The sequence below is a fragment of the Micromonospora sp. WMMC241 genome, assembly GCF_027460165.1.
Taxonomy (GTDB): domain Bacteria; phylum Actinomycetota; class Actinomycetes; order Mycobacteriales; family Micromonosporaceae; genus Micromonospora; species Micromonospora humi.
Map to the genome: position 1 here is coordinate 1,227,405 of NZ_JAPZBF010000001.1, position 20,356 is coordinate 1,247,760.

Here is a 20,356-nt window from a genome sequence, read left to right on the forward strand (position 1 = left end):
CGGGCGGGGGCCCTTCCTGACGCCCAGGCGTCAGGAAGGGCCCCCGCCTTCGCACGTCCGCACCCAGCCGGCCGTCTCGTCGGCGGGCTGCCGCGCGAGCCGCCTGCGCAACGCGCGGGTGGAGTGCGCCGCCACCCGCAGCCGGCTGCCCGCGTAGGGCACCCCGCCGCGCAGCCGCCGGCCCACCGCGAGCCAGGCGCACGCCCCGCGCTCCAGCAGCCACACCGGGGCGGCGAGCGTGGTGTGCGCCGGAAAGACCCGGGCCCCACCGGCCCGACGCCGGCCCAACTCCGCCACCGCGACCGTGACCAGCCCGGCCCGCAGCAGCAGTCCCGGACGGCGCGCGGCGAGCGCGGCCGCCGTGGCCGGCAGCACCGCCAGCGCGCCCAGCAGCCACGCCGGCCGGGCCGTCTCGTCGTACGCCTGGCGGACCCGCTGCCCGAGGAAGTGCCCGGCGTCGGGCGGGAGCCGCCGCACGTACAGCCAGGCCGGGGTCGCCGTGCTGCCGCCGTACGCGCGGACGGTCCGGTGCAGCTCCAGGTTCTCGAAGAGCACGTCCGGGTCGTAGCCGCCCATGGCCAGGAACGTGCTCCGACGTACCGCCAGCGTGCCCGGCCAGTCCCCGCCGAACACCCGGGCGAGCAGCGTCCGGCCGGTGTCCCACCAGGCGTGCCAGGGCAGCGGGTCGAAGTGGTTCTGCGGCCGGACCAGGTCCACCCGGTCGAGCAGGGCGTGCACGGCGCGCAGCGCCGACGGGTCGTACCGGACGTCGTCGTCGGCGATCACCACGTGCTCGTGCCGGGCCAGCGCCACGCCGGTGAGCACCCCGAGCGCCTTGCCGTTGCGCCCGCGCACCGCCGGATCCGGCGGGACGTGCCGGACCAGCCCGCGCCACGCGGCCGCGTGCCGGGCGTACCGCTCCGGCGGGGATCCGTCGACCACCACCACGTCGACCCACCGGCACAGCTCGCGCAGATACCCGGTCAGCTCGTCGAGGTCGTGACCGTCGGTGGCGCGCAGCGGCAGGACGTACGCCATCGGGAGCCGGACCGGCGCGGACGCGGTGGCGGTCCGGTCGGGGTGCGGTCGGGGTGGCACGGTCGTGCGGGTCACGGCGCCTCCGGTCGGGTCGAGGTTCCGCGACTTGCCCGGAATGCGACCCCTGAAACCGTTTCGGGCCCCTCGCGCCGGGTAGCGCAGCCAACCACGGACGGTCCGATCGTCCGGGCTGGAGGAGACGTGATGAGCAGCAACGGAACGAGGTGGGCGCTGGCCGGCGCCGCCGCGGCGACCGCGCTCGGGATCACCCGCACGGTGGCCCGCCGCCGGCACCGGCACCAACCCGACCGCGAGGACGGCTGGTACGTGGTGCGCCGCGGGATCACCGTCGACCGGCCGGTCGACGCGGTGGTCGGCTTCTGGACCGACCGGGAACGGCTCGACCGAGGGCTGGCCGAGTGGGCCACCCTGGAGCAGCTCGACGACAACCGGTGGCGTTGCGTGGCGGCCGACCCGGCCGGCGGTGGCGCGCAGTGGCGGGCCGAGATCACCGTCGAGGGGCCGGGCCGGCTGAGCTGGCGGGTCACCGACGGACCGGTGGCGCAGCGGGGACGGGTCGAGCTGGTCGCCGCGCCGCAGGACCGCGGCACCGAGATCCGCGCCGAGCTGCGCTGGCGCTCCGGCCCGCTGCGCCGGGCGGCCGGCCTGGCCGGCGGCGACGACCCGGACCTGGCGCTGCGCACCGCGTTGCGCCGGATCAAGTCGCTGATCGAGACCGGCCAGGTGCTGGACACCCGGCACGACCCGTCGGGACGCAGCCCGCGCCAGGAACGGGCCACCGACAAGGTACGCGAGAAGCTGATCGTGGGAGGCCGGCCGTGAGGGCGCTGTGCTGGGAAGGCGTCGGCAAACTCGCCGTGCGCGACGTGCCGGAGCCGGCCATCCGGTCGGCCGGCGACATCATCGTCAAGGTCCGGGCGAGCAGCGTCTGCGGCTCCGACCTGCACCTGATCAACGGCTACCTGCCGGCGATGCGGGAGGGGGACGTGCTCGGCCACGAGTTCATGGGCGAGGTGGTCGAGACCGGCCCGGACGTCCGGCGGATCTCCGTCGGCGACCGGGTCGTGGTCGGCTCGGTGGTGGCCTGCGGGAGCTGCTGGTACTGCCGCACCGAGCAGTACTCGCTCTGCGACAACTCCAACCCGCAGCCGGTCTTCACCGAGAAGCTGTGGGGCCACTCGCCGGCCGGCATCCTCGGCTACTCGCACGCCGCCGGCGGCTACTCCGGCAGCCACGCCGAGTACATCCGGGTGCCGTTCGGCGACGTCGGCGCGTTCCCGGTGCCGGACGGCGTGCCGGACGACTCGGTGGTGTTCGCCTCCGACGCCATGCCGACCGGGTGGATGGCGGCCGACTTCTGCGGCCTGAAGGGCGGCGAGGTGGTTGCGGTCTGGGGCGCCGGCGGCGTCGGCCAGATGGCCGCCCGGTCCGCGCAGATCCTCGGCGCCGAGCGGGTCGTGGTCATCGACCGGCTCCCGGAGCGGCTCGACACCGCGTCCCGGCGCCTCGGCGTGGAGACGATCAACTACGCGGAGACCGACGTGCTGGAGGCGTTGCGCGAGCTGACCGCCGGGCGCGGGCCGGACGCCTGCATCGAGGCCGTCGGCATGGAGTCGCACGACGTCGGGCCGACCTACGCGTACGACAAGGCCAAGCAGACGGTCCGGCTGCAGAGCGACCGGCCGACCTCGGTCCGGCAGGCGATCATGGCGTGTCGCAAGGGCGGCACGGTCAGCATCGTCGGGGTGTACGGCGGGCTGGTGGACAAGTTCCCGCTCGGCGCGGCCATGAACAAGGCGCTGGTGCTGCGGATGGGGCAGATGCACGCCCAGCGCTACATCCCGATGCTGCTGGACCGGGTCGCGGCCGGTGAGATCGACCCCGGCTACCTGGCCACCCACCCGATGTCGCTGGAGGAGGGGGCCCGCGGCTACGAGATCTTCGAGAAGAAGGAGGACGGCTGCCTGCGGACGGTGCTGCACCCGCAGGCGGTGTGACCGGGACGGGTGCGGTGGGCCGCCTCAGGTGACCGGCCGCACTCCGTCGACGATCATCCCGCTGGGCGGCAGCGCCGGCATCCGGCCGAGGTCGAGCGCGAGGTCCTGGGGCGGGACGCGGTAGCTCATCGCCCCGGTCAGCGCGCCCACCGCGCGCTTCATCAACTCGATCGTGATCCACTCGCCGGCGCAGCGGTGACCCGTGTCGTGGTCGCCGCCGCCCTGCGGGATGAAGCTGAACGGGTCGTCCCGCCAGGCGGCGAAGCGTTCCGGGCGGAACCGCTCAGGTTCCGGCCAGAGCGCCGGGTGGTGGTTCGTTCCGTACAGGTCGAGCAGCACGCGACGGCCCTGCGGGAACGCGTACCCCCGCCACTCGAAGGAGCGGCGGACCCGGGCCGCGGCGAACGGGAAGAACGGGTAGTAGCGGCGTACCTCCTGCACGAACTGCTCGGTCGCGGCGTCGTCGCCGCGGACCCGGTCGCGCCAGTGCGGGTGGTCGTGCAGCGCCAGCGCGGCGAAGACCACGTACCGGTCCACCGCGACCGTGGGGCGCAGCACGTTGAGCAGCCCCACCGCGGCGATCCGGCGGGGCAGCGGCGCGCCCCGCTCGTCCCGGTGCTCGGCGATCACCCGCAGCGCGCTGTCCTCGGGCGCGGGCAGTGTGCCGGCGCGCACCCGGTCGACCAGCTCGCCGGCCCAGCGCTCGGCCCGGCGGCGGGCGAGCAGGCCGCGCCAGTGCTTCGGGCCCAGCACGGCCGGTCCCTCGATCATGGCGTGCATCTCGGCGGTGCGACGGCGTACGTCGGCCTCGGCCAGCGGCACGCCGGCCCAGGCCCAGACCGCCCGGGTCAGGATCCGGCCCACCTCGTCGTAGAGCACCACCGGGCCGTCCTCGGCCCAGGTCGGGATCCGGGCGCGCCACTCGTCGTCGAAGAGCTGCCCGAGGCGCCGGACCGCGGCCGGCGTCATGAGCGACATGAACATCGCCTTGCGGGCGCGGTGCGCCGGTCCGTCGAGGCCCTGGACGCCGCCGACGCCGGTCAGCGTGCGCTGCCCGCGCTTCGGCGCGGCGCCGCGCCGGACGAACCGCTCCTCGTCGTAGAACAGCTCGGCGGCGTCCCGCCCGCGCAGGCAGATGGTCGGCTCCAGCAGCAGCCGGGTCTGCACGACGTCGCTGCCGAGCCGGTCGCAGCGCGCGCTCACGAAGCGGTAGCCCTCGCGGAGGAACGCCAGGGTGCTGTCCGGGCTCCGGTCGCTCGGCATGGTGCTCATCTCGGCTGCTCCTGACGCCTGTCGGCCGCCGTGCACGACGTTGCCCGCTACCTACCCGGGGCGACGCGACCGAATCCTCCATATCCGCAGCTCAACCCGGGTAGGGGCGGTGCCGGGCGGGCCGACCTGCCCTGGCCCCTCCCAGGGCGCGGAAAAGCTGGTTGGCTCGACACACGGATCGGCGACGGCCGGTCCGGCCCTGCCGGCGCGAGGTCCGGCGGGGTCACCGGACGGGGGAGGGCACGGATGCGCGACGACCGGGCGGCACGGGGGCGGCACCGCGACGCGGTGGCGCGGCTGCGGGGCGGTGGCCGGGAGGAACCGCTGATCGGCGGGCCCCGGCGTGCCGGGGCCCGCCCTCCGCGGTTCTTCACCGTGCACCTCGGCTTCGCGGCCGCCGACGCCGCCGTCGCGCGCGAGCTGGCCGTCGCGTACGCCGAGGCGCTCGGCCTGCTCCGCCCGGAGCTGGCGCTCGGCGCGGCGGCGCTGTCGCCGGCCGACGCCTGGCACCGCGCCGAGCGGCTGTTCTGCGGCGCGGTCGGGCCCGACGGCGAGCACTGTGCCGACGTGGCCGGCCATCCCGGCTTCCACCACGCACCCGGTCCGGGCGGGCTCGGCTGGGGCGACGGTGACTGACCCGGCGGGGTCAGTCCAGGTCGAACTCGCCGTCCTGGGCGCCCGCGACGAAGGCGTCCCACTCGGCCTGGGTGAAGACCAGCACGGGGCCGTCCGGCTCGGCCGAGTTGCGCATTCCGATCAGGTCGTCGACGAAGGCCACCTCGACCGCGCCCTCCGACGTGTCGCCCTCCGCTCGCTGCCATACCGCCCGAGAAAGGTCGAAATCGCCCTTGGGGTGCTGACCCATCGTCATTCCTCCATCGCCACGTGTCACGGGAAGGCCCGTACGGACCTCATCGGGCAGGATAAGCGGATGCCGAGCCTGACCCGTGCAGAGGCAACCGCGCGTGGCGCGTCGATCACCGTCGAGTCCTACCAGGTGGACCTCGACCTGACCGGCGACGCCGAGCGGTTCCGCTCCACCACCACCATCCGGTTCCGGGCCACCCCCGGCGCCGAGACCTTCGTCGACGTCAAGCCCCGCCGACTCCTGCGGGCCCGTCTCGACGGCCGTGACCTCGATCCGGCGCTGCTGGTCGACGGCCGACTGCCGCTCACCGGGCTGGCCGCGACCAACACGCTGACGGTCGAGGCCGAGATGGGCTACTCCCACACCGGCGAAGGGCTGCACCGCTTCGTTGACCCGGCCGACGGCGAGACCTACCTCTACGCGCTGTCCTTCCTGGACGACGGCCCGCGCATCTTCGCCGCGTTCGACCAGCCCGACCTGAAGGCCCCGGTGACGCTGGCGGTCACCGCGCCGCCGGAGTGGACGGTGGCGGCCAACGGGCAGCTCGCCGACCGGCCGGCGCCCGGGCGCTGGGAGTTCGCCCCCACCGCGCCGCTGGCCACCTACTTCGTCTCGCTGGTCGCCGGGCCCTGGCACGTGCTGCGGTCCGAGCACGACGGCATCCCGCTCGGCCTCTACTGCCGGCGGTCGCTCGCCGCGCACCTCGACGCCGACGCGGACGAGATCTTCACGATCACCCGCCAGTGCCTCGACCGGTTCCACCAGCTCTTCGCCGAGCGCTACCCGTTCGGCAAGTACGACCAGGCGTTCGTGCCCGAGTTCAACGCCGGCGCGATGGAGAACCCGGGCCTGGTGACGTTGCGCGACGACTATGTCTTCCGCTCCGCGGTCACCGACAGCCAGCGTGAGTTGCGGGCCACCACCATCGCGCACGAGATGGCGCACATGTGGTTCGGCGACCTGGTCACCATGCGGTGGTGGGACGACCTGTGGCTGAACGAGTCGTTCGCGGAATACCTGGGCACCCGCGTCACCGCCGAGGCGACCCGGTTCGACCAGGCGTGGACCACGTTCGCCAGCCGTCGCAAGGCCTGGGGCTACACCGCCGACCAGCGTCCGTCCACCCACCCGGTGGCGCCGGAGGAGGTCGTGGACGCCGCGGCCGGGCTGCTCAACTTCGACGGCATCTCCTACGCCAAGGGCGCGAGCGTGCTGCGCCAGCTCGTCGCCTGGCTCGGCGACGACGCGTTCCTCGCCGGCCTGAACGCGCACTTCGCGAAGCACCGGTTCGGCAATGCCACCCTCGCCGACCTGCTCGACAGCCTCACCTCGGCCGGCGGCCGTGACGTGACCGGCTGGGCCGAGCGGTGGCTGCGCCGACCGCAGGTCAACACGCTGCGGACGGATACCGCGGTGGACGCCGACGGGCGGTGGACCGAGGTCGCGGTGGTGCAGACCGCGCCGGCGAGCCATCCGGTGCTGCGGCCGCACCGCATCGGGGTGGCCCACCACACCGCCGACGGCCCGGTGCGCCGTTTCGAGGTCGACCTCGATCCGGACGCCGACGGCGGCCGCACCCCGTTGCCGGAGCTGGTCGGCCGGCCCGCCACCGGCCTGCTGCTGCCGAACGCCGGTGACCTGACGTTCGCCAAGATCCGGCTCGACCCGGCCTCCGTCGACGCGGTGCCGGTGCTGCTCCCCGACCTCGACGACCCGCTGGCCCGGGTGCTGCTCTGGGGCGAGGCGCTGGACGCGGTCACCGACGGGGAACGGCCGGCCGCCGGGCTGGCCGGGCTGATCGCCGAGGCGCTGCCGGCCGAGACCGAGGCGACCATCGTCGAGGAGGTGCTGCTGCTGAGCCGGCGACTCCTCGATCGCTACCTCGACCCGCTCGCCCGCGACGCCGCGCTGTTGCGGGTGGCGGGCGCCTGCGCGGCGCTGCTGCCCGGCGCGCCGCCGGGCGGGTCGTTGCAGCTCGCCGCCGCGCGCGGGCTGATCGCCGCGACCACCGACACCGGGCTGCTCGTCGGCTGGCTGGCCGGTGCGGAGGTGCCGCAAGGGCTCGCCATGGACGCCGACCTGCGCTGGGCGGTGCTCCGCCGGCTCGTGGTGCTCGGCGCGGCCGGCACACCGGAGATCGACGCCGAGGCGGCGGCCGACCGCAGCGCCACCGGTGCCGAGCAGGCCGCCGCCTGCCGGGCCGCGCTGCCCGACCCGGCCGCCAAGCAGGCCGCCTGGGAGATCATCACCCGCGACACCAAGCTGTCCAACCGGCTGGTGGAGGCGACCGCGGAGAACTTCTGGCAGCCCGAGCAGGCCGAGCTGACCGCCGGCTACGTCGAGCGCTTCTTCAGCGACATGCCGGAGGCGGCGCGCCTGCGTACCGCCTGGGTGGCCGACTCGGTCACCGTCGGGGCCTATCCGCGCTTCGCGGTGGCGCAGCCCACCCGGGAACTGGCCGCGACGCTGCTGGCCCGCGACGACCTCACGCCCGGCCTGCGCCGCTGGGTCGCCGACCTGGACGACGACATGCGTCGGGCGCTGGTGGCCCGGACGGCGGTGGCCGCCGCGGCGGCCTGACCGTCGAGCGCGCCGGGCGGCATCGTGTCCGCCCGGCGCGGCCCGACCGTGACCGGCCCGGCGGTGGTCCCGGTCCGCGGCCTACGATCGCGGGGTGGAGGACGACATCCGGCGGATCGGCATCATGGGCGGCACGTTCGACCCGATCCACCACGGTCACCTGGTGGCGGCGAGCGAGGTGGCCGACCGGTTCGGCCTGGACGAGGTGGTCTTCGTGCCCACCGGTCAGCCGTGGCAGAAGGCGGACGAACCGGTCAGCCCGGCCGAGGACCGCTATCTCATGACGGTGATCGCGACCGCCTCCAACCCGCGCTTCCAGGTGAGCCGCGTCGACATCGACCGCGGTGGTCCCACCTACACCGTCGACACGCTGCGCGACCTGCATGCCGAGTACGGCCCGAAGGCGCAGCTGTTCTTCATCACCGGGGCGGACGCGCTGGAGCGGATCCTCTCCTGGAAGGATCTGGACGAGGTGCTCGAACTGGCCCACTTCATCGGGGTGACCCGGCCCGGCTTCGAGCTGTCCGACCAGCATCTCCCGGCCGACTCGGTCAGCCTGGTGCAGGTGCCCGCGATGGCCATCTCCTCGACCGACTGTCGCGCCCGGGTGGGTCGGGGCGAGCCGGTCTGGTATCTGGTGCCGGACGGTGTGGTGCAGTACATCGCCAAACGGCGGCTCTACCAGCGGTGATCCCGACCGTTACGTCCCCGTTCGTCCCGGAAACCGGCCAGAACTGACAAGTCGCCACCCCGGCGGGTGTGAGAGGCTTGGAGGGTCGCACGGATGATCGAAGGAGAACGGTGACCACCATTCCCGAGCGCGCGTACGAGCTGGCGATGGCCGCCGCCCAGGCCGCGGCCGACAAGAAGGCGGAGGACATCGTCGTCATCGACGTCGGTGACCAGCTCGCCATCACCGACGCGTTCCTGGTGGCTTCGGCGCCGAACGAGCGTCAGGTGCACGCCATCGTCGACGCCATCGAGGAGCGCCTGCTGGAGCTGCCGGAGAAGGCCAAGCCGATCCGCCGCGAGGGCGAGCGGGGCGGCCGTTGGGTGCTGCTCGACTACGTCGACATCGTGGTGCACGTGCAGCACACCGAGGAGCGCGAGTTCTACGCGCTCGACCGGCTCTGGAAGGACTGCCCGCAGATCCCGTTCGTGGATCGCGACCTGGCCGACTCGGCCGCCGGCACCGCCACCGCCGAATGACCCGCCTGATCATCTGGCGGCACGGCAACACCGACTGGAACGCCGAGAGCCGGGTCCAGGGCCAGACCGACGTGCCGCTCAACGACCTCGGCCGGGAGCAGGCCCGCGCCGCCGCGCCGGTGCTGGCCGCGCTGCGCCCCGACGCCATCGTCGCCAGCGACCTGCGCCGGGCCGCCGACACCGCCGCCGCCCTGGCGGCGGTCACCGGGCTGCCGGTCCGCACCGACGCCCGGCTGCGCGAGCGGCACTTCGGCCGGTGGCAGGGCCTGGCCCTCACCGAGGTCGCCGAGCGCTTCCCCGACGACTTCGCCCGCTGGCGGGCCGGCGACCCTGACCCCGGCGCCGGCATCGAGAACCTGGACGACCTCGGCAAACGGCTCGGCGCCGCGTTCCGGGACGCGGCCGACCTGGCCACCGGCGGCACCGTGGTGGTCACCACCCACGGCGGCGGCGCCCGACAGGGGGTCGGTCACCTGCTCGGCTGGGACCATGCCGTGCTGCGCAGCGTCGGTTCGCTGGCCAACTGCCACTGGACCGAGCTGCGCCACGACGACGTCCGGGGTTGGCACCTGCGGGCGCACAATGTCGGGCTGATCACCCAGCCGGCGCTCACCGACGCGGTCTGAGCCCCTCGGCCCCGGCGCGGCGCCGCGACATCGGCTAGCGTGCCGGTCATGCCCGTAGCGGTCGTCACCGACTCCACCGCCTACCTGCCCCCCGAGCTGGTCCGCGCGCACCGGCTCACCGTCGTACCGCTGACCGTCGTGCTCAACGGCGCCGAAGGGCTGGAGGGCATCGAGACCTTCCCGGTGGACGCCACCCGCGCGTTGAGCGCCCGCCGCGTCTCGGTGAGCACGTCCCGGCCCGCGCCGGAGCAGTTCGCGCAGGTCTACCGCGCGCTGCTCGCCGAGGGCGCCGACGGCGTGGTCTCGGTGCACCTCTCGGCCGAGTTGTCCGGCACCGTCGAGGCGGCCCGGCTGGCCGCCGCCGAGGTCGGCGACGACCGGGTCACGGTGGTGGACAGCCGCGCCACCGGAATGGGCCTCGGCTTCCCGGCGCTCGCCGCCGCCGCGGCCGCCGCCGAAGGCGCCGACCTGACCGGGGTACGCGCGGCGGCGCTGGACGCGGTCGGGCGGACCACCGTCTTCTTCTACGTCGACACGCTGGAGTTCCTGCGCCGGGGCGGCCGGATCAACGCGGCCGAGGCGTTGCTCGGCACCGCCCTCTCGGTCAAGCCGATCATGCACATGCCGGACGGCGCGATCGTGGTCAAGGACAAGGTCCGCACCGCCAGCCGGGGCGTGGCACGCCTGGTCGACCTGGCCGTCGAGGCGGCCGGCGACGCCGACGTCGACCTCGCGGTGCACCACCTCGCCGCCCCGCAACGCGCCGAGGCGTTGCTGGCCGCGCTGACCGAGCGGCTGGGCGACCGGCTGCACGACACGTACGTCACCGAGGCCGGCGCGGTGGTCGCCGCGCACGCCGGCCCCGGACTGGCCTGCGTGGTCGTCCACCGCCGCCGGTGAGCGCGCGGTCGTACGTCGTCACCGGCGGCGGGCGAGGGGTCGGGCGGGCGATCGTCGAGCGGCTGGCCGCCGACGGCGGGACGGTGGTGGTCGTCGAACGCGACGAGAGCGCGACGGACTGGCTGGCCGGGCACCCCGCGGCCGACCGGCTGCACGCCGTCACCGGGGACGCCGCCGACGAGACGGTCACCGCCCGGGCCGCCGACCGCGCCGAGGCGCACGGTCCGCTGGCCGGCTGGGTGAACAACGCCGCCGTCTTCCGCGACGCCGCCCTGCACCGCGAGTCCGCTGCCGAGGTGTTCGACCTGATCGCGGTCAACCTGCGCCCCGCCGTGGTCGGCGCCGGCACCGCCGTACGCCGGTTCCTGGCCGCCGGCACCGGCGGCGTGATCGTCAACGTCTCCTCCCACCAGGCCCGCCGGGCGGTCCCGGGCGCCCTGCCGTACGCGACCGCGAAGGCCGCCGTGGAGGGGCTGACCCGGGCGCTGGCGGTGGACTACGGTCCGCGCGGGATCCGCACCAACGCGGTCGCGCTCGGCTCGATCCACACCGAGCGGCACGCCGCCTACCTCGCCGGGCTGGACCCGGCCGGCGTGGAGCACGTCGAAGCGGAGCTGGCCCGGCTGCACCCGGTGGGCCGGATGGGGCAGACCGGGGAGGTGGCCGACGTGGTCGCGTTCCTGCTGTCGGCGGCGGCCTCGTTCGTCAACGGGGTGACGCTGCCGGTCGACGGGGGCCGGGCCGCGCTCGGGCTGGACCCGGAGGCGCGCTGACCGGCGCGCGGGACAACCGGCGCACGCCCGCCGGCATCACGAACAGCTCGCGTCTCGCCACCGCGGTGCCGCGTGGACTCAGTTCGTGGCCCTCGATCCAGGCCCACGGCGGGTCCAGCCGACGAAGCGGATGAACAGGGCGTCGGGTCGGGGCATGCCGGACGGGCCGAGCCGGTGCAGGTCGCCGGTCGCGTCGAACAGGCAGCCGGCCATGTGCACCGCCAACCCGACCGGATCGTCGTCGTACGCGGCGCGCAGCCTCATTCGCGCCGACGGGCACGGCCAGATGACGTGGGTGAGTCGCTCTCCGAGTCATCCTCGACATCAAGTTCCTAGCCTCCCGAGGCGTCAGCTCCTGGTCGGACCCGGCGCGCCGTCGACGCCCGTCGGCTAGCACATCGGCAGCTTGATCGGGTGGTTGTCCACAAGCGCCGGTTGTCCACAGGCGATGGCCCGCGGGTCAGCCTTCGGACCGCCGTCGCCGCTAGCGTCCCGAGCCGTGTCAGACGACGAGGAGACGACGGTACGGCGGAGGCTCACCCGGCTGTTCACGCCGCATGCCGTCCGAGCGGCGACGTCCGAGCCGTCACCGGTGTACCCGTTTCCCGAGCCGGCCCGTCCCGAACTGCGACACGGCCACCCGGAGCCCGACCACGGGCCCACGCCGCTGTTCGGGCCGGACCCGGTGTTCGTCGAGCAGGATTCCGAGGGGCCGGAGGAGGACCCACCACCGGAGCTGGCGCGCGGGTTGGTGTCCCGGCTGCCCGGGCCGGGCGCGTTCGACCCGGGCCGGCGCGGCGTCCGCGCCCTCGCTGCGGTGGCCGCGCTCGTCGTCCTGGTGGCCGCCGTCTGGGCGTGGCGTTCCCGCCCGACCGCCGAACCCGTGCGTCCGGTCGCGCCGGCCGGCGAGGCCCCGGCCGGGGCGGCGACGCAGGCGGCCGGCGTGGTGACCGAGGCGGCGCCGGCCGCGTCGACCGGTCAGGTGGTCGTCGCGGTTGCCGGCAAGGTCCGTCGCCCAGGGCTGGTGCGGCTGCCGGCCGGCGCCCGCCTGGCCGACGCCGTGGAGGCGGCCGGTGGCGCGCTGCCCGGCGTCGACGTGGCGCTGCTCAACCCCGCCCGCAAGGTCACCGACGGCGAGCTGATCCTGGTCGGCGTCACCGCCCCGCCCGGGCCGGTCGCCCCCGGTCCGGCGGCCGGCGGTGCGCCAGGTGGTCCAGCCGCCGGGCCGGTCAATCTGAACACCGCCACGCTGGCCCAGCTGGATGCGCTGCCCGGCGTCGGCCCGGTGCTCGCCCAGCGGATCCTCGACCACCGGGAGCAGCACGGCGGCTTCCGGTCCGTCTCCGACCTGCGGCAGGTGGAGGGCATCGGCGACGCCCGTTACGAGCAGCTCAAGGAACTGGTGACGGTGTGAGCGTCGACGGTTCGGACGACGCGGGACCGGACCTGCGGCTGGTCGGGTTCGCGGTGGCCGCCTGGCTCGCCGCGCTGGCCGGCCTGCACCTCTCCGTCCGGGCGACCGCCGGGCTGGCCGCCGTCGCCGCCGGGCTGGCGCTGGCCGCGGGCCTGCGCCTGCGCCGCGACCGCGCCGCGCCGATCCGCCGCTACGGCTGGCTCGCCCTGGCCGTCCTGCTCGGCGTGCTCTGCGGGGCGGCGGCGACCGGCGCCCGGCTCGCGGTCCGCGACGCCGCTCCGATCCGCGCGCTCGTCACCGAGCGCGCGCTCGTCACCGCCGACCTGGTGGTGCGCGACGACCCGCGCCGGGTACGCGGCTCACCCGGCCGTCCGGCGCCGCTGCTGGTCCGGGTCGACCTGGTACGCCTCACCGGCCCCGACGGCAGCCAGGTCACCGGCCCGGTGCGCGGGCTGGTGCTGGCCACCGACCCGGGCTGGCAGGGGCTGCTGCCGGGGCAGCGGGTGACCACGCGCGGCCGGCTCGCCGAGCCGCGCGGCGGCGACCTCACGGCGGCGGTGCTCTCGGCCACCGGGGCACCCACCCGGCACGGCGCCCCGTCGTGGGCGCAGCGCGCGGCCGGCACGCTGCGGGCCGGGCTGCAACGGGCCTGCGAACCGCTGCCCGACGCGCCGGGTGGGCTGCTGCCCGGGCTGGTGGTGGGCGACACCAGTCGGCTGCTGCCCGAGGTGGAGGAGGACTTTCGGGCCACCGGGATGACGCATCTCAACGCGGTGTCCGGTTCCAACGTCGCGATCATCGTGGGCGCGGTGCTGCTGCTGGCCCGCTGGGGGCGCGCCGGTCCCCGTACCGCGGTGGGGCTCTGCGGCCTCGCCCTGGTCGGCTTCGTCGTCCTGGTCCGGCCCTCGCCGAGCGTGGTGCGGGCCGCGGCGATGGGCGCGATCGGGCTCGCCGCGCTGGCCGCCGGGCGGTCCCGGGCCGCGCTGCCCGCGCTGGCCGCCGCCGTCGCCGGGCTGGTGCTGCTGGACCCGGCCCTGGCCGGGGATCCGGGCTTCGCGCTGTCGGTCTGCGCCACCGGCGGGTTGCTGCTGCTCGCGCCCGGGTGGCGGGACGCGTTGCGTCGTCGGGGCGTACCGCCGGGGCTGGCGGAGGCGCTGGCGGTGCCGGCCGCCGCGCAGCTCGCGTGCGGCCCGGTGATCGCCGGGCTGTCCGCGACGGTCAGTCTGGTGGCGGTGCCGGCGAACCTGCTGGTCGTGCCCGCCGTCGCGCCGGCCACGGTGCTGGGCGTGCTCGCCGCCGTGCTGTCTCCGGTGTGGCCGGCCGGCGCCGAGTTCCTCGCCTGGCTGGCGAGCTGGCCGGCGCGGTGGCTGGTGGCGGTGGCGTCGCACGGGGCGGCGCTGCCGGCGGGGAACGTGCCGTGGGTGGGCGGGGTGGCCGGCGCGCTGCTGCTGGCCGCCGTGAGCGTGGCGTTGCTGCTCGCGGTCCGGCGGCGTCGGGCTCGGCGGCTGGTCGTGGTCGTGGTGGTGGCCGTGGTGCTGGGTGCGGTGCCGATCCGGTTGCTGGCCTCCGGGTGGCCGCCGCGCGACTGGGTGGTGGTGGCGTGCGCGGTGGGGCAGGGCGACGCGGTGGTGCTGCCGGTCGCCGCCGGGCGGGCCGTGGTGGTCGACGCCGGCCCGGAGCCGTCCGGGGTGGACGGCTGCCTGCGGCGGCTCCGCGTACGCGAGGTGCCGCTGCTGGTGGTCAGCCACTTCCACGCCGACCACGTGGGCGGGGTGGCCGGGGTGTTCCGGGGGCGACGGGTCGGTGCGGTGGTCGGCCCGCAGTGGTCCGAGCCGCCCTACGGGGTCGCCCAGGTACGCGAGGCGGCCCACCGCGGTGGCGCCCGCCTCGATCCGGTGCCGGCCGGCTGGCGCTGGCGGGCCGGCGTGGTCGAGTTGGCCGCGATCGGGCCGCCGTACCCGCTGCGCGGTAGCCGCTCCGACCCGAACAACAACTCGCTGGTGCTGACCGCCACCGTGGCCGGGGTGCGGATCCTGCTGGCCGGGGACGCCGAGACCGAGGAACAGCGGGCGCTGGTGGAGACGGTGCCGCCCACCACGATCCGGGCGGACGTGTTGAAGGTGGCGCACCACGGGTCGGCGTACCAGGATCCGGAGTTCCTGGCCGCGGTCCGTCCGGCGGTCGCGCTGGTCTGCGTCGGCGTCGACAACGACTACGGGCATCCCAACCCGGGCCTGATGGGCCGGTTGACCAGGGGAGGTGCGCGGGTGATGCGCACCGACACCGACGGCGACGTGGCCGCGATCCGGGTCGGCGGCGGGCTGGCGGTGGTCGCGCGGGGTGTCGAGCGGGGGCGGTCGCGGTGAGCGTGCCGAACCGAGTCGAGGATCTTGTAGGCATAGATGGTAGATCAAGGCAAATGTCTGGATTTGCGTTGAGTGCGGGCTGCGCCGTCACAGTCCCCGACGAGCAGGCACGCACCGGTCGGAGTGCGTGCGAGTATGGGCGACGTGACCCCGGCCAGCCTGCCTCCCATTCTGCTCGTCCTCGGCGACGAGGAGCTGCTCGCCACGCGCGCGGTCTCCGAAGCCGTTGCCCGGGCCCGGGCGGTGGACCCCGACGTGGACGTGCGGGAATACCAGGCCGGCTCGGTGGCGGTCGGCGAGATCGACGAGATGCTGAGCCCGTCGCTGTTCGGCGGTCGCCGGGTGCTGGTGCTCCGCTCCGGGCAGGACACCCGCAAGGACCTGTCCGCCGCGCTGCTGGCGTACGCGAAGAGTCCCGACCCGGACGTGCAGCTCGTGGTGTTGCACCTGGGTGGCGGAAAGGGCAAGGCGTTCGCCGACGGGCTGCGGGCGGCGGGCGCCACCGTGGTGCCGGCGGCGAAGCTGAAGGGTCACCGCGAGCGGGTCGCCTTCGTCCGGGACGAGATCCGCCGCCACGGCGGTAAGTGCGCCGACGACGCGGCCGAGGCCCTGATCGCGGCGGTCGGCAACGACCTGCGCGAGTTGGCCGCCGCCTGTTCCCAGCTCGTCGCCGACACCGACGGGCGGATCGACGCCGAGACGGTCTCCCGCTACTACCGGGGTCGGGTCGAGGTCACCGGCTTCACCGTGGCCGACGCGACGATGGTCGGCGACGTCCCCGGCGCGCTGGAGGCGCTGCGCTGGGCGCTGCACGTCGGGGTGGACCCGGTGCCCATCGCCGACGCGCTCGCCGACGGCGTCCGGACCGTGGCGCGTGTCGCCTCCGCCGGTCGGGGCAGCGCCTACCAGCTCGCCAGCAGCCTGGGCATGCCGCCCTGGAAGATCGAACGGGCCCAGCGTCAGGGCCGTGGCTGGACGCCGGAAGGCCTGGTCGAGGCGATGCAGGCGGCGGCCGAGTGCAACGCGGCGGTCAAGGGCGGCGCCGACGACCGTGCCTACGCGCTGGAGCGGGCCGTCTTCTCGGTGGCGGCGGCCCGGCAGGGGGGCGCCCGGTGACCCGAGCGTGGTCGACCGTGCCGACGGACGAGGAGCGGTACCGGCCGCTCTACGCCCGGGTGCTCGGGCTGCGCTTCGTCAATCCGGGTGGGGTGCTCTGCTTCCTCTTCTTCGAGGGCGCGGCGGCGCTGGCCGCGCTGCTCGCGCTCGCCGAGCTGGTGAACTGGTGGGCGGTGCTGGTGTTGCCGACCGCCGTGGCCGCGATGGTCAAACTGAACGACGTGGTCGCCGAGATGGTGTTCCGCACCGCGGCGCAGGTGCCCGAGCAGGAGCGGGACCGCTTCCGCCGGCAGGTGGAGCCGGTCGTCGGCCGGGCGCGGGTGCCGGCCCGGGCCCGGGCGCTGCCCGGCGGCCTGAGCCTGGCCGCCGACCCGAGGGCGACCGGCCCCGCCGTTCCCTACCACCAGCCGGGCCGCTCGGTGCTGCCGTTCGACCGGGCCGGGGAGGGTGAACGCCGGACCGAGTCCGAGATCACCTGGCCCGATTCCTTCCGCTGACCGCCGCCCCGGTCCGCCCGGTGCCTGACCGGGAGCTTGATTGAATAGGGATCTGTCAATAGATTGAGGGTGGGCACCGCCGAGGTCCCGGGCGACCGGGCCGTCGGCGACGGACAGCTCCACCCCCCGAGCCGGGCACGCCGACCAGTCGCCGTGGCGCATCGCCGCGCCACACCCAGGGCACGTCGTCGCGCCGCATCCGGGCAGGACGCGCGTCGCCGCCGCCCCGCTCGATCCGAAGGACCCTTCATGACGATTCTCCGCGCCCGCACCGTACCCACCCTGGCGGTGGTCGCCGCGCTGGCGGCCACCGTGGCCGCGACCGGAACGGCCCTGCTCGCCGGCCCGGCCGCGGCCGCCCAGGGCTGCCGGGTCGACTACACGCCCAACCAGTGGCCCGGCGGATTCACCGCCGCCGTCAAGGTCTCACCCGGCGACACCGCCGTCTCCAGTTGGACCGTCACCTGGACGTACGCCGGGGACCAGCGCGTCACGAACGGCTGGAACGCCACGGTCACCCAGTCCGGCGCGACGGTGACCGCCCGCAACGTGTCGTACAACGGCAGCATCCCGGCCGGTGGCTCCACCGAGTTCGGCGTGCAGGGCACGTTCGCCACCGGCGGCGGCGCGCCGACCGGGTTCACCCTCAACGGTGTGCCGTGCAACGGCGCCGGACCGACCGGCGGGCCCACCACGACGGTGCCGACCACCGCCCCGCCCACCAGCGCGCCGCCGACCAGCGCCCCGCCGACCAGCGCCCCGCCGACCAGCGCGCCGCCCACCACGGCACCGCCGACCAGCCCGCCGCCGACCACGAACCCGCCGGTCGGGTGCGCCGGGGCGGTGCTCTGCGACGGCTTCGAGAACCAGACCGGCTCGACGCCGTCCGGTGACTGGACCGTGGTGAACCCGGACTGTGCCGGCGCCGGCACGGCCACCATCGACACGGCCACCACGCACAGCGGCAGCCGGGCGGTCCGGATCAACGGCGCGGCCGGCTACTGCAACCACGTGTTCATCAGGTCCACGAAGAACCTCGCCGGCGTGGGCAGTGTCCGGTACGGCCGGATCTGGGTGCGGCACACCACCGCCCAGCCCACCGACCACACCACGATGATCGCGATGGCCGACTCCGCCGACGGCAACAAGGACCTGCGGATGGGCGGCCAGAACGGCGCCATGCAGTGGAACCGCGCCTCCGACGACGCCACGCTGCCCGAGCAGAGCCCGGCCGGCGTGGCGCAGAGCGTGCCGCTGCCCACCAACCGGTGGGCCTGCCTGGAGTTCATGGTCGACGGCTCGGCCGGTCAGCTCCGTACCTGGCTGGACGGCGCCGCCGTCGCCGGGCTCACCGCCGACGGCGTGCCGACGCACGACATCGACGGCCAGTGGTACAACCGCACCTGGCGGCCGCAGCTCACCGACCTGAAACTGGGCTGGGAGAGCTACGGCGGCGGTGCCGACACCCTCTGGTACGACGACGTGGCGGTCGGGTCCAGCCGGATCGGCTGCTGACCGGGTCCTGCCACAGCAGGGTACGTGGACAGCCGGAAGCCCCGGGACACCATCGTCCCGGGGCTTCCGGTCGGGTCTACGGTCTCGTCAGGCCGAGAACGAGGCGACGCGCTTGGCGATCGCCGACTTCCGGTTGGCCGCCTGGTTGGCGTGGATGACACCCTTGCTGGCAGCCTTGTCCAGCTTGCGGGTGGCCTCCTGCATGAGAACGGTGGCCTTCTCGGCGTCGCCGGCCTCAGCAGCCTCGTGGAACTTCCGGATGGCGGTCTTCAGCGACGACTTGACCGACTTGTTCCGCAGCCGGCGCTTCTCGTTCTGCCGGTTGCGCTTGATCTGGGACTTGATGTTCGCCACGCGACAGCCTCGTCTTGATAGCTCGGGTTGGTCAGCTTCCGCGCACGACGAGCAGCCGTCATCGCCGCGCGAATGGTCAGGCTACCAGGTCGCCCCGGGCCGGGCCAAAACGAGGGTAAGGCGGGGCGGCGGGCGGGCGGGTCAGGTCCAGCCCTGGCGGGCGGTCAGCCAGGCGAGCGCCTGCTCACCGCTCCACCGCTGGTGCGACCGCAGGTGCGGGGAGGAGGCGGTCGACGGTCCGGCGGCGGCGCCGGTCAGGAAGTAGCCGGCGAGCGCGGCGAGGCTCACGTCCAGCGCGTCGGCGGGCGCCCCGGCGGTCGCCGGGTGGGCGGCGAAGGCGGCGTCCGCGTCCAGGCCGGTGGCGTACCCGGTGATCAGCAGACCGGCCAGGTCGAACCAGGCCGGCCCGTGGCAGAGCCAGGTCCAGTCGCAGAGCCAGGCACGGCCGTCCGCGTCCACCAGGAGGTTGTCCACCCGCAGGTCGCCGTGGGCCAGCCCGGTGGCGGCGTCGGCGTACCCGGGGAGGCGGGACTCCAGCGCGACCAGCTCCGCCAGGGGCGCCCGGGCCGCCGGCTCGGGCCGCGGCTCGCGGCCGGCGGCCACCTCGCCCCACCAGAGGATGTCGTCGCGGGCCAGGTCGGCGAGGCGGGGCAGGCCGAGCGCGACGAGGTCCGCGGGCGGGTCGCCGAGCGCGGCGGCGACCTCGGCGTACGTGGTGAGGGCCGCCGCCAGCTCGGCCGGGTCCCAGGGCAGCCGGGGGGTGTGCCCGTCGATCGCGTCCAGCGCGAGGGCGTACCAGCCGGAGTCGGTGAGCGCCCAGCGCGGCCGGGGCACCGGCAGGCCGGCGGGGAGCCGGGTCAGGATCGCGGCCTCGTGGGCGTACCAGTCGACGAGGTGCCGGTGCCGGTCCAGCGCGGCCGCCTTGACGAACACCCGTTCGCCGGTCGGGCCGGTCAGCACGGCGGCGAAGCCGCGGGTGAAGCCGCCGCCGGCCACCTCGACCGCCGCCGGTGGGCCGCCGAGCCGGGCCGCCAGCGCGTCGCGCAGCCCGGCGGGCAGGTCGACCCAGTCGGGCCGGACGGCCGTCGCCCCGTACGGCATGGGCGGTAGTGAGATCGCGCGCACCGCACCATGCTGCCGCACCGGTGCGCGGCCGGGTGCGGGCGGCGCGTCGGTGGGCTCTGCCAGACTGCCGACCATGAGGACCGAGGAGTTCTGGCAGTTGATCGACCAGGCCCGGGCCGGGGCCGGGGGAGAGGCCGACGCGGTCGCCGCCCGGGCGGTCGCGCTGCTGGCCGAGCGCGACCCCGAGGAGATCGTCGGGTACGCCCACCATCAGCGACGGGTGATCGCCGCCTCCTACCGGGTGGACCTGTGGGGCGCGGCCTACCTGATCAACGGCGGCGCCTCGGACGACGGCTTCGAATATTTCCGGGGCTGGCTGATGACGCAGGGCCGGGCCGTCTTCGCGCGGGCGGTCGGCGAGCCGGACTCGCTGGCCGAGCTGCCCGGGGTGCGGGCCGCCGCGCTCAGCGGCGAGGAGTTCGAGTGCGAGCGGATGCTGTCGGTGCCCTGGGAGGCCTACCGGAAGGCCACCGCGACCGAGTTGCCCGCCGAGCGTGATCCGGTGCCGGTGCCCGACCTGAACGACTTCTGGGACTTCGACGACGAGGAGGAGGCCCGTCGCCGGCTGCCGAGGCTGGCCGCGCTCTTCGTCGAGCCGCCGGCGGAGTGACGGGGGAGCCCGGGCGCGGCCCGGACGGCGTGGGAGCATAGAGGGGGGCCGGCGCCACGCCGGCCCGCTCACGTC

General features: G+C 75.3%; 21 protein-coding genes. 15 read left to right on the forward strand and 6 right to left on the reverse strand.

The features are described from left to right. Nucleotides 1–30: 30 nt before the first annotated feature. Nucleotides 31–1,113 (reverse strand): glycosyltransferase, encoded by a 1,083-nt coding sequence (locus O7598_RS05900; RefSeq protein ID WP_269690354.1) that lies wholly within the window; start codon nucleotides 1,111–1,113, stop codon nucleotides 31–33. Nucleotides 1,114–1,242: 129 nt separating this feature from the next. Between O7598_RS05900 and O7598_RS05905 the strand changes: the two genes are divergently transcribed. Together O7598_RS05905 and O7598_RS05910 are read left to right on the forward strand one after the other, a co-directional pair. Next, nucleotides 1,243–1,881 carry an SRPBCC family protein gene (locus tag O7598_RS05905; protein WP_269690355.1) on the forward strand — a complete coding sequence of 213 codons (639 nt, stop codon included), beginning with the start codon at nucleotides 1,243–1,245 and terminating at the stop codon, nucleotides 1,879–1,881. After that, nucleotides 1,878–3,056: a zinc-dependent alcohol dehydrogenase gene (locus O7598_RS05910; RefSeq protein WP_269690356.1), complete on the forward strand. Its 1,179-nt coding sequence runs from the start codon at nucleotides 1,878–1,880 to the stop codon at nucleotides 3,054–3,056. The genes O7598_RS05905 and O7598_RS05910 overlap by 4 nt, the downstream gene beginning before the upstream one ends. 24 nt (nucleotides 3,057–3,080) lie before the next feature. Here O7598_RS05910 and O7598_RS05915 read toward each other — a convergent pair whose 3' ends face one another. Next, nucleotides 3,081–4,328, reverse strand: a complete 1,248-nt coding sequence (locus O7598_RS05915) for a cytochrome P450 (protein ID WP_269690357.1) — start codon at nucleotides 4,326–4,328, stop codon at nucleotides 3,081–3,083. A 246-nt stretch (nucleotides 4,329–4,574) separates the two neighbouring features. Here O7598_RS05915 and O7598_RS05920 point away from each other — a divergent pair, with 246 nt between their 5' ends. Next, nucleotides 4,575–4,964, forward strand: coding sequence for a hypothetical protein (locus tag O7598_RS05920; protein ID WP_269690358.1), 390 nt, complete (start codon nucleotides 4,575–4,577; stop codon nucleotides 4,962–4,964). 10 nt (nucleotides 4,965–4,974) lie between these two features. On the opposite strand, the gene O7598_RS05925 is transcribed toward O7598_RS05920, so the two are convergent. Next, the gene (locus O7598_RS05925; RefSeq protein ID WP_013287999.1) at nucleotides 4,975–5,193 is read right to left on the reverse strand and encodes a DUF397 domain-containing protein; all 219 of its coding nucleotides are present in this window, start codon (nucleotides 5,191–5,193) and stop codon (nucleotides 4,975–4,977) included. Between the two features lie 66 nt (nucleotides 5,194–5,259). Between O7598_RS05925 and pepN the strand changes: the two genes are divergently transcribed. The 6 genes from pepN (at nucleotide 5,260) to O7598_RS05955 (ending at nucleotide 11,284) form a co-directional block, all read left to right on the forward strand. Then, nucleotides 5,260–7,776 (forward strand): aminopeptidase N, encoded by a 2,517-nt coding sequence (pepN, locus tag O7598_RS05930; protein WP_269690359.1) that lies wholly within the window; start codon nucleotides 5,260–5,262, stop codon nucleotides 7,774–7,776. Nucleotides 7,777–7,870: 94 nt separating this feature from the next. Continuing rightward, nucleotides 7,871–8,467, forward strand: a complete 597-nt coding sequence (gene nadD, locus O7598_RS05935) for a nicotinate-nucleotide adenylyltransferase (RefSeq protein ID WP_091072367.1) — start codon at nucleotides 7,871–7,873, stop codon at nucleotides 8,465–8,467. A 146-nt stretch (nucleotides 8,468–8,613) separates the two neighbouring features. Continuing rightward, entirely contained in the window at nucleotides 8,614–8,985 is a 372-nt protein-coding gene (rsfS, locus tag O7598_RS05940) for a ribosome silencing factor (protein ID WP_091072476.1), read from the forward strand. Further along, nucleotides 8,982–9,611 (forward strand): histidine phosphatase family protein, encoded by a 630-nt coding sequence (locus O7598_RS05945; protein ID WP_269690360.1) that lies wholly within the window; start codon nucleotides 8,982–8,984, stop codon nucleotides 9,609–9,611. The genes rsfS and O7598_RS05945 overlap by 4 nt, the downstream gene beginning before the upstream one ends. A gap of 48 nt (nucleotides 9,612–9,659) precedes the next feature. Then, nucleotides 9,660–10,511, forward strand: a complete 852-nt coding sequence (locus O7598_RS05950; RefSeq protein WP_269690361.1) for a DegV family protein — start codon at nucleotides 9,660–9,662, stop codon at nucleotides 10,509–10,511. Beyond that, on the forward strand, nucleotides 10,508–11,284 hold the full coding sequence (locus O7598_RS05955; protein ID WP_269690362.1) for an SDR family NAD(P)-dependent oxidoreductase: 777 nt from the start codon (nucleotides 10,508–10,510) through the stop codon (nucleotides 11,282–11,284). The genes O7598_RS05950 and O7598_RS05955 overlap by 4 nt, the downstream gene beginning before the upstream one ends. A 78-nt stretch (nucleotides 11,285–11,362) precedes the next feature. On the opposite strand, the gene O7598_RS05960 is transcribed toward O7598_RS05955, so the two are convergent. Further along, nucleotides 11,363–11,548 carry a hypothetical protein gene (locus O7598_RS05960; RefSeq protein WP_269690363.1) on the reverse strand — a complete coding sequence of 62 codons (186 nt, stop codon included), beginning with the start codon at nucleotides 11,546–11,548 and terminating at the stop codon, nucleotides 11,363–11,365. 403 nt (nucleotides 11,549–11,951) lie between these two features. Between O7598_RS05960 and O7598_RS05965 the strand changes: the two genes are divergently transcribed. The 5 genes from O7598_RS05965 (at nucleotide 11,952) to O7598_RS05985 (ending at nucleotide 18,192) form a co-directional block, all read left to right on the forward strand. Continuing rightward, entirely contained in the window at nucleotides 11,952–12,698 is a 747-nt protein-coding gene (locus tag O7598_RS05965; RefSeq protein WP_442929916.1) for a helix-hairpin-helix domain-containing protein, read from the forward strand. Further along, nucleotides 12,695–15,064 carry a ComEC/Rec2 family competence protein gene (locus O7598_RS05970; protein ID WP_269690365.1) on the forward strand — a complete coding sequence of 790 codons (2,370 nt, stop codon included), beginning with the start codon at nucleotides 12,695–12,697 and terminating at the stop codon, nucleotides 15,062–15,064. The genes O7598_RS05965 and O7598_RS05970 overlap by 4 nt, the downstream gene beginning before the upstream one ends. 135 nt (nucleotides 15,065–15,199) lie before the next feature. Then, nucleotides 15,200–16,180, forward strand: coding sequence for a DNA polymerase III subunit delta (holA, locus tag O7598_RS05975; RefSeq protein ID WP_269690366.1), 981 nt, complete (start codon nucleotides 15,200–15,202; stop codon nucleotides 16,178–16,180). After that, nucleotides 16,177–16,677, forward strand: coding sequence for a hypothetical protein (locus O7598_RS05980; protein WP_269690367.1), 501 nt, complete (start codon nucleotides 16,177–16,179; stop codon nucleotides 16,675–16,677). Before holA ends, O7598_RS05980 begins: the two co-directional genes overlap by 4 nt. A 249-nt stretch (nucleotides 16,678–16,926) precedes the next feature. Then, nucleotides 16,927–18,192 (forward strand): cellulose-binding domain-containing protein, encoded by a 1,266-nt coding sequence (locus O7598_RS05985; RefSeq protein ID WP_269690368.1) that lies wholly within the window; start codon nucleotides 16,927–16,929, stop codon nucleotides 18,190–18,192. 87 nt (nucleotides 18,193–18,279) lie between these two features. On the opposite strand, the gene rpsT is transcribed toward O7598_RS05985, so the two are convergent. Together rpsT and O7598_RS05995 are read right to left on the reverse strand one after the other, a co-directional pair. Further along, entirely contained in the window at nucleotides 18,280–18,546 is a 267-nt protein-coding gene (gene rpsT / locus O7598_RS05990) for a 30S ribosomal protein S20 (protein WP_091071372.1), read from the reverse strand. Between the two features lie 141 nt (nucleotides 18,547–18,687). Continuing rightward, the gene (locus O7598_RS05995; protein WP_269694764.1) at nucleotides 18,688–19,647 is read right to left on the reverse strand and encodes a phosphotransferase family protein; all 960 of its coding nucleotides are present in this window, start codon (nucleotides 19,645–19,647) and stop codon (nucleotides 18,688–18,690) included. A 97-nt stretch (nucleotides 19,648–19,744) separates the two neighbouring features. On the opposite strand from O7598_RS05995, the gene O7598_RS06000 reads away from it, so the two are divergent. Next, nucleotides 19,745–20,281 (forward strand): DUF4240 domain-containing protein, encoded by a 537-nt coding sequence (locus O7598_RS06000; RefSeq protein ID WP_269690369.1) that lies wholly within the window; start codon nucleotides 19,745–19,747, stop codon nucleotides 20,279–20,281. Nucleotides 20,282–20,356 lie beyond the last annotated feature (75 nt).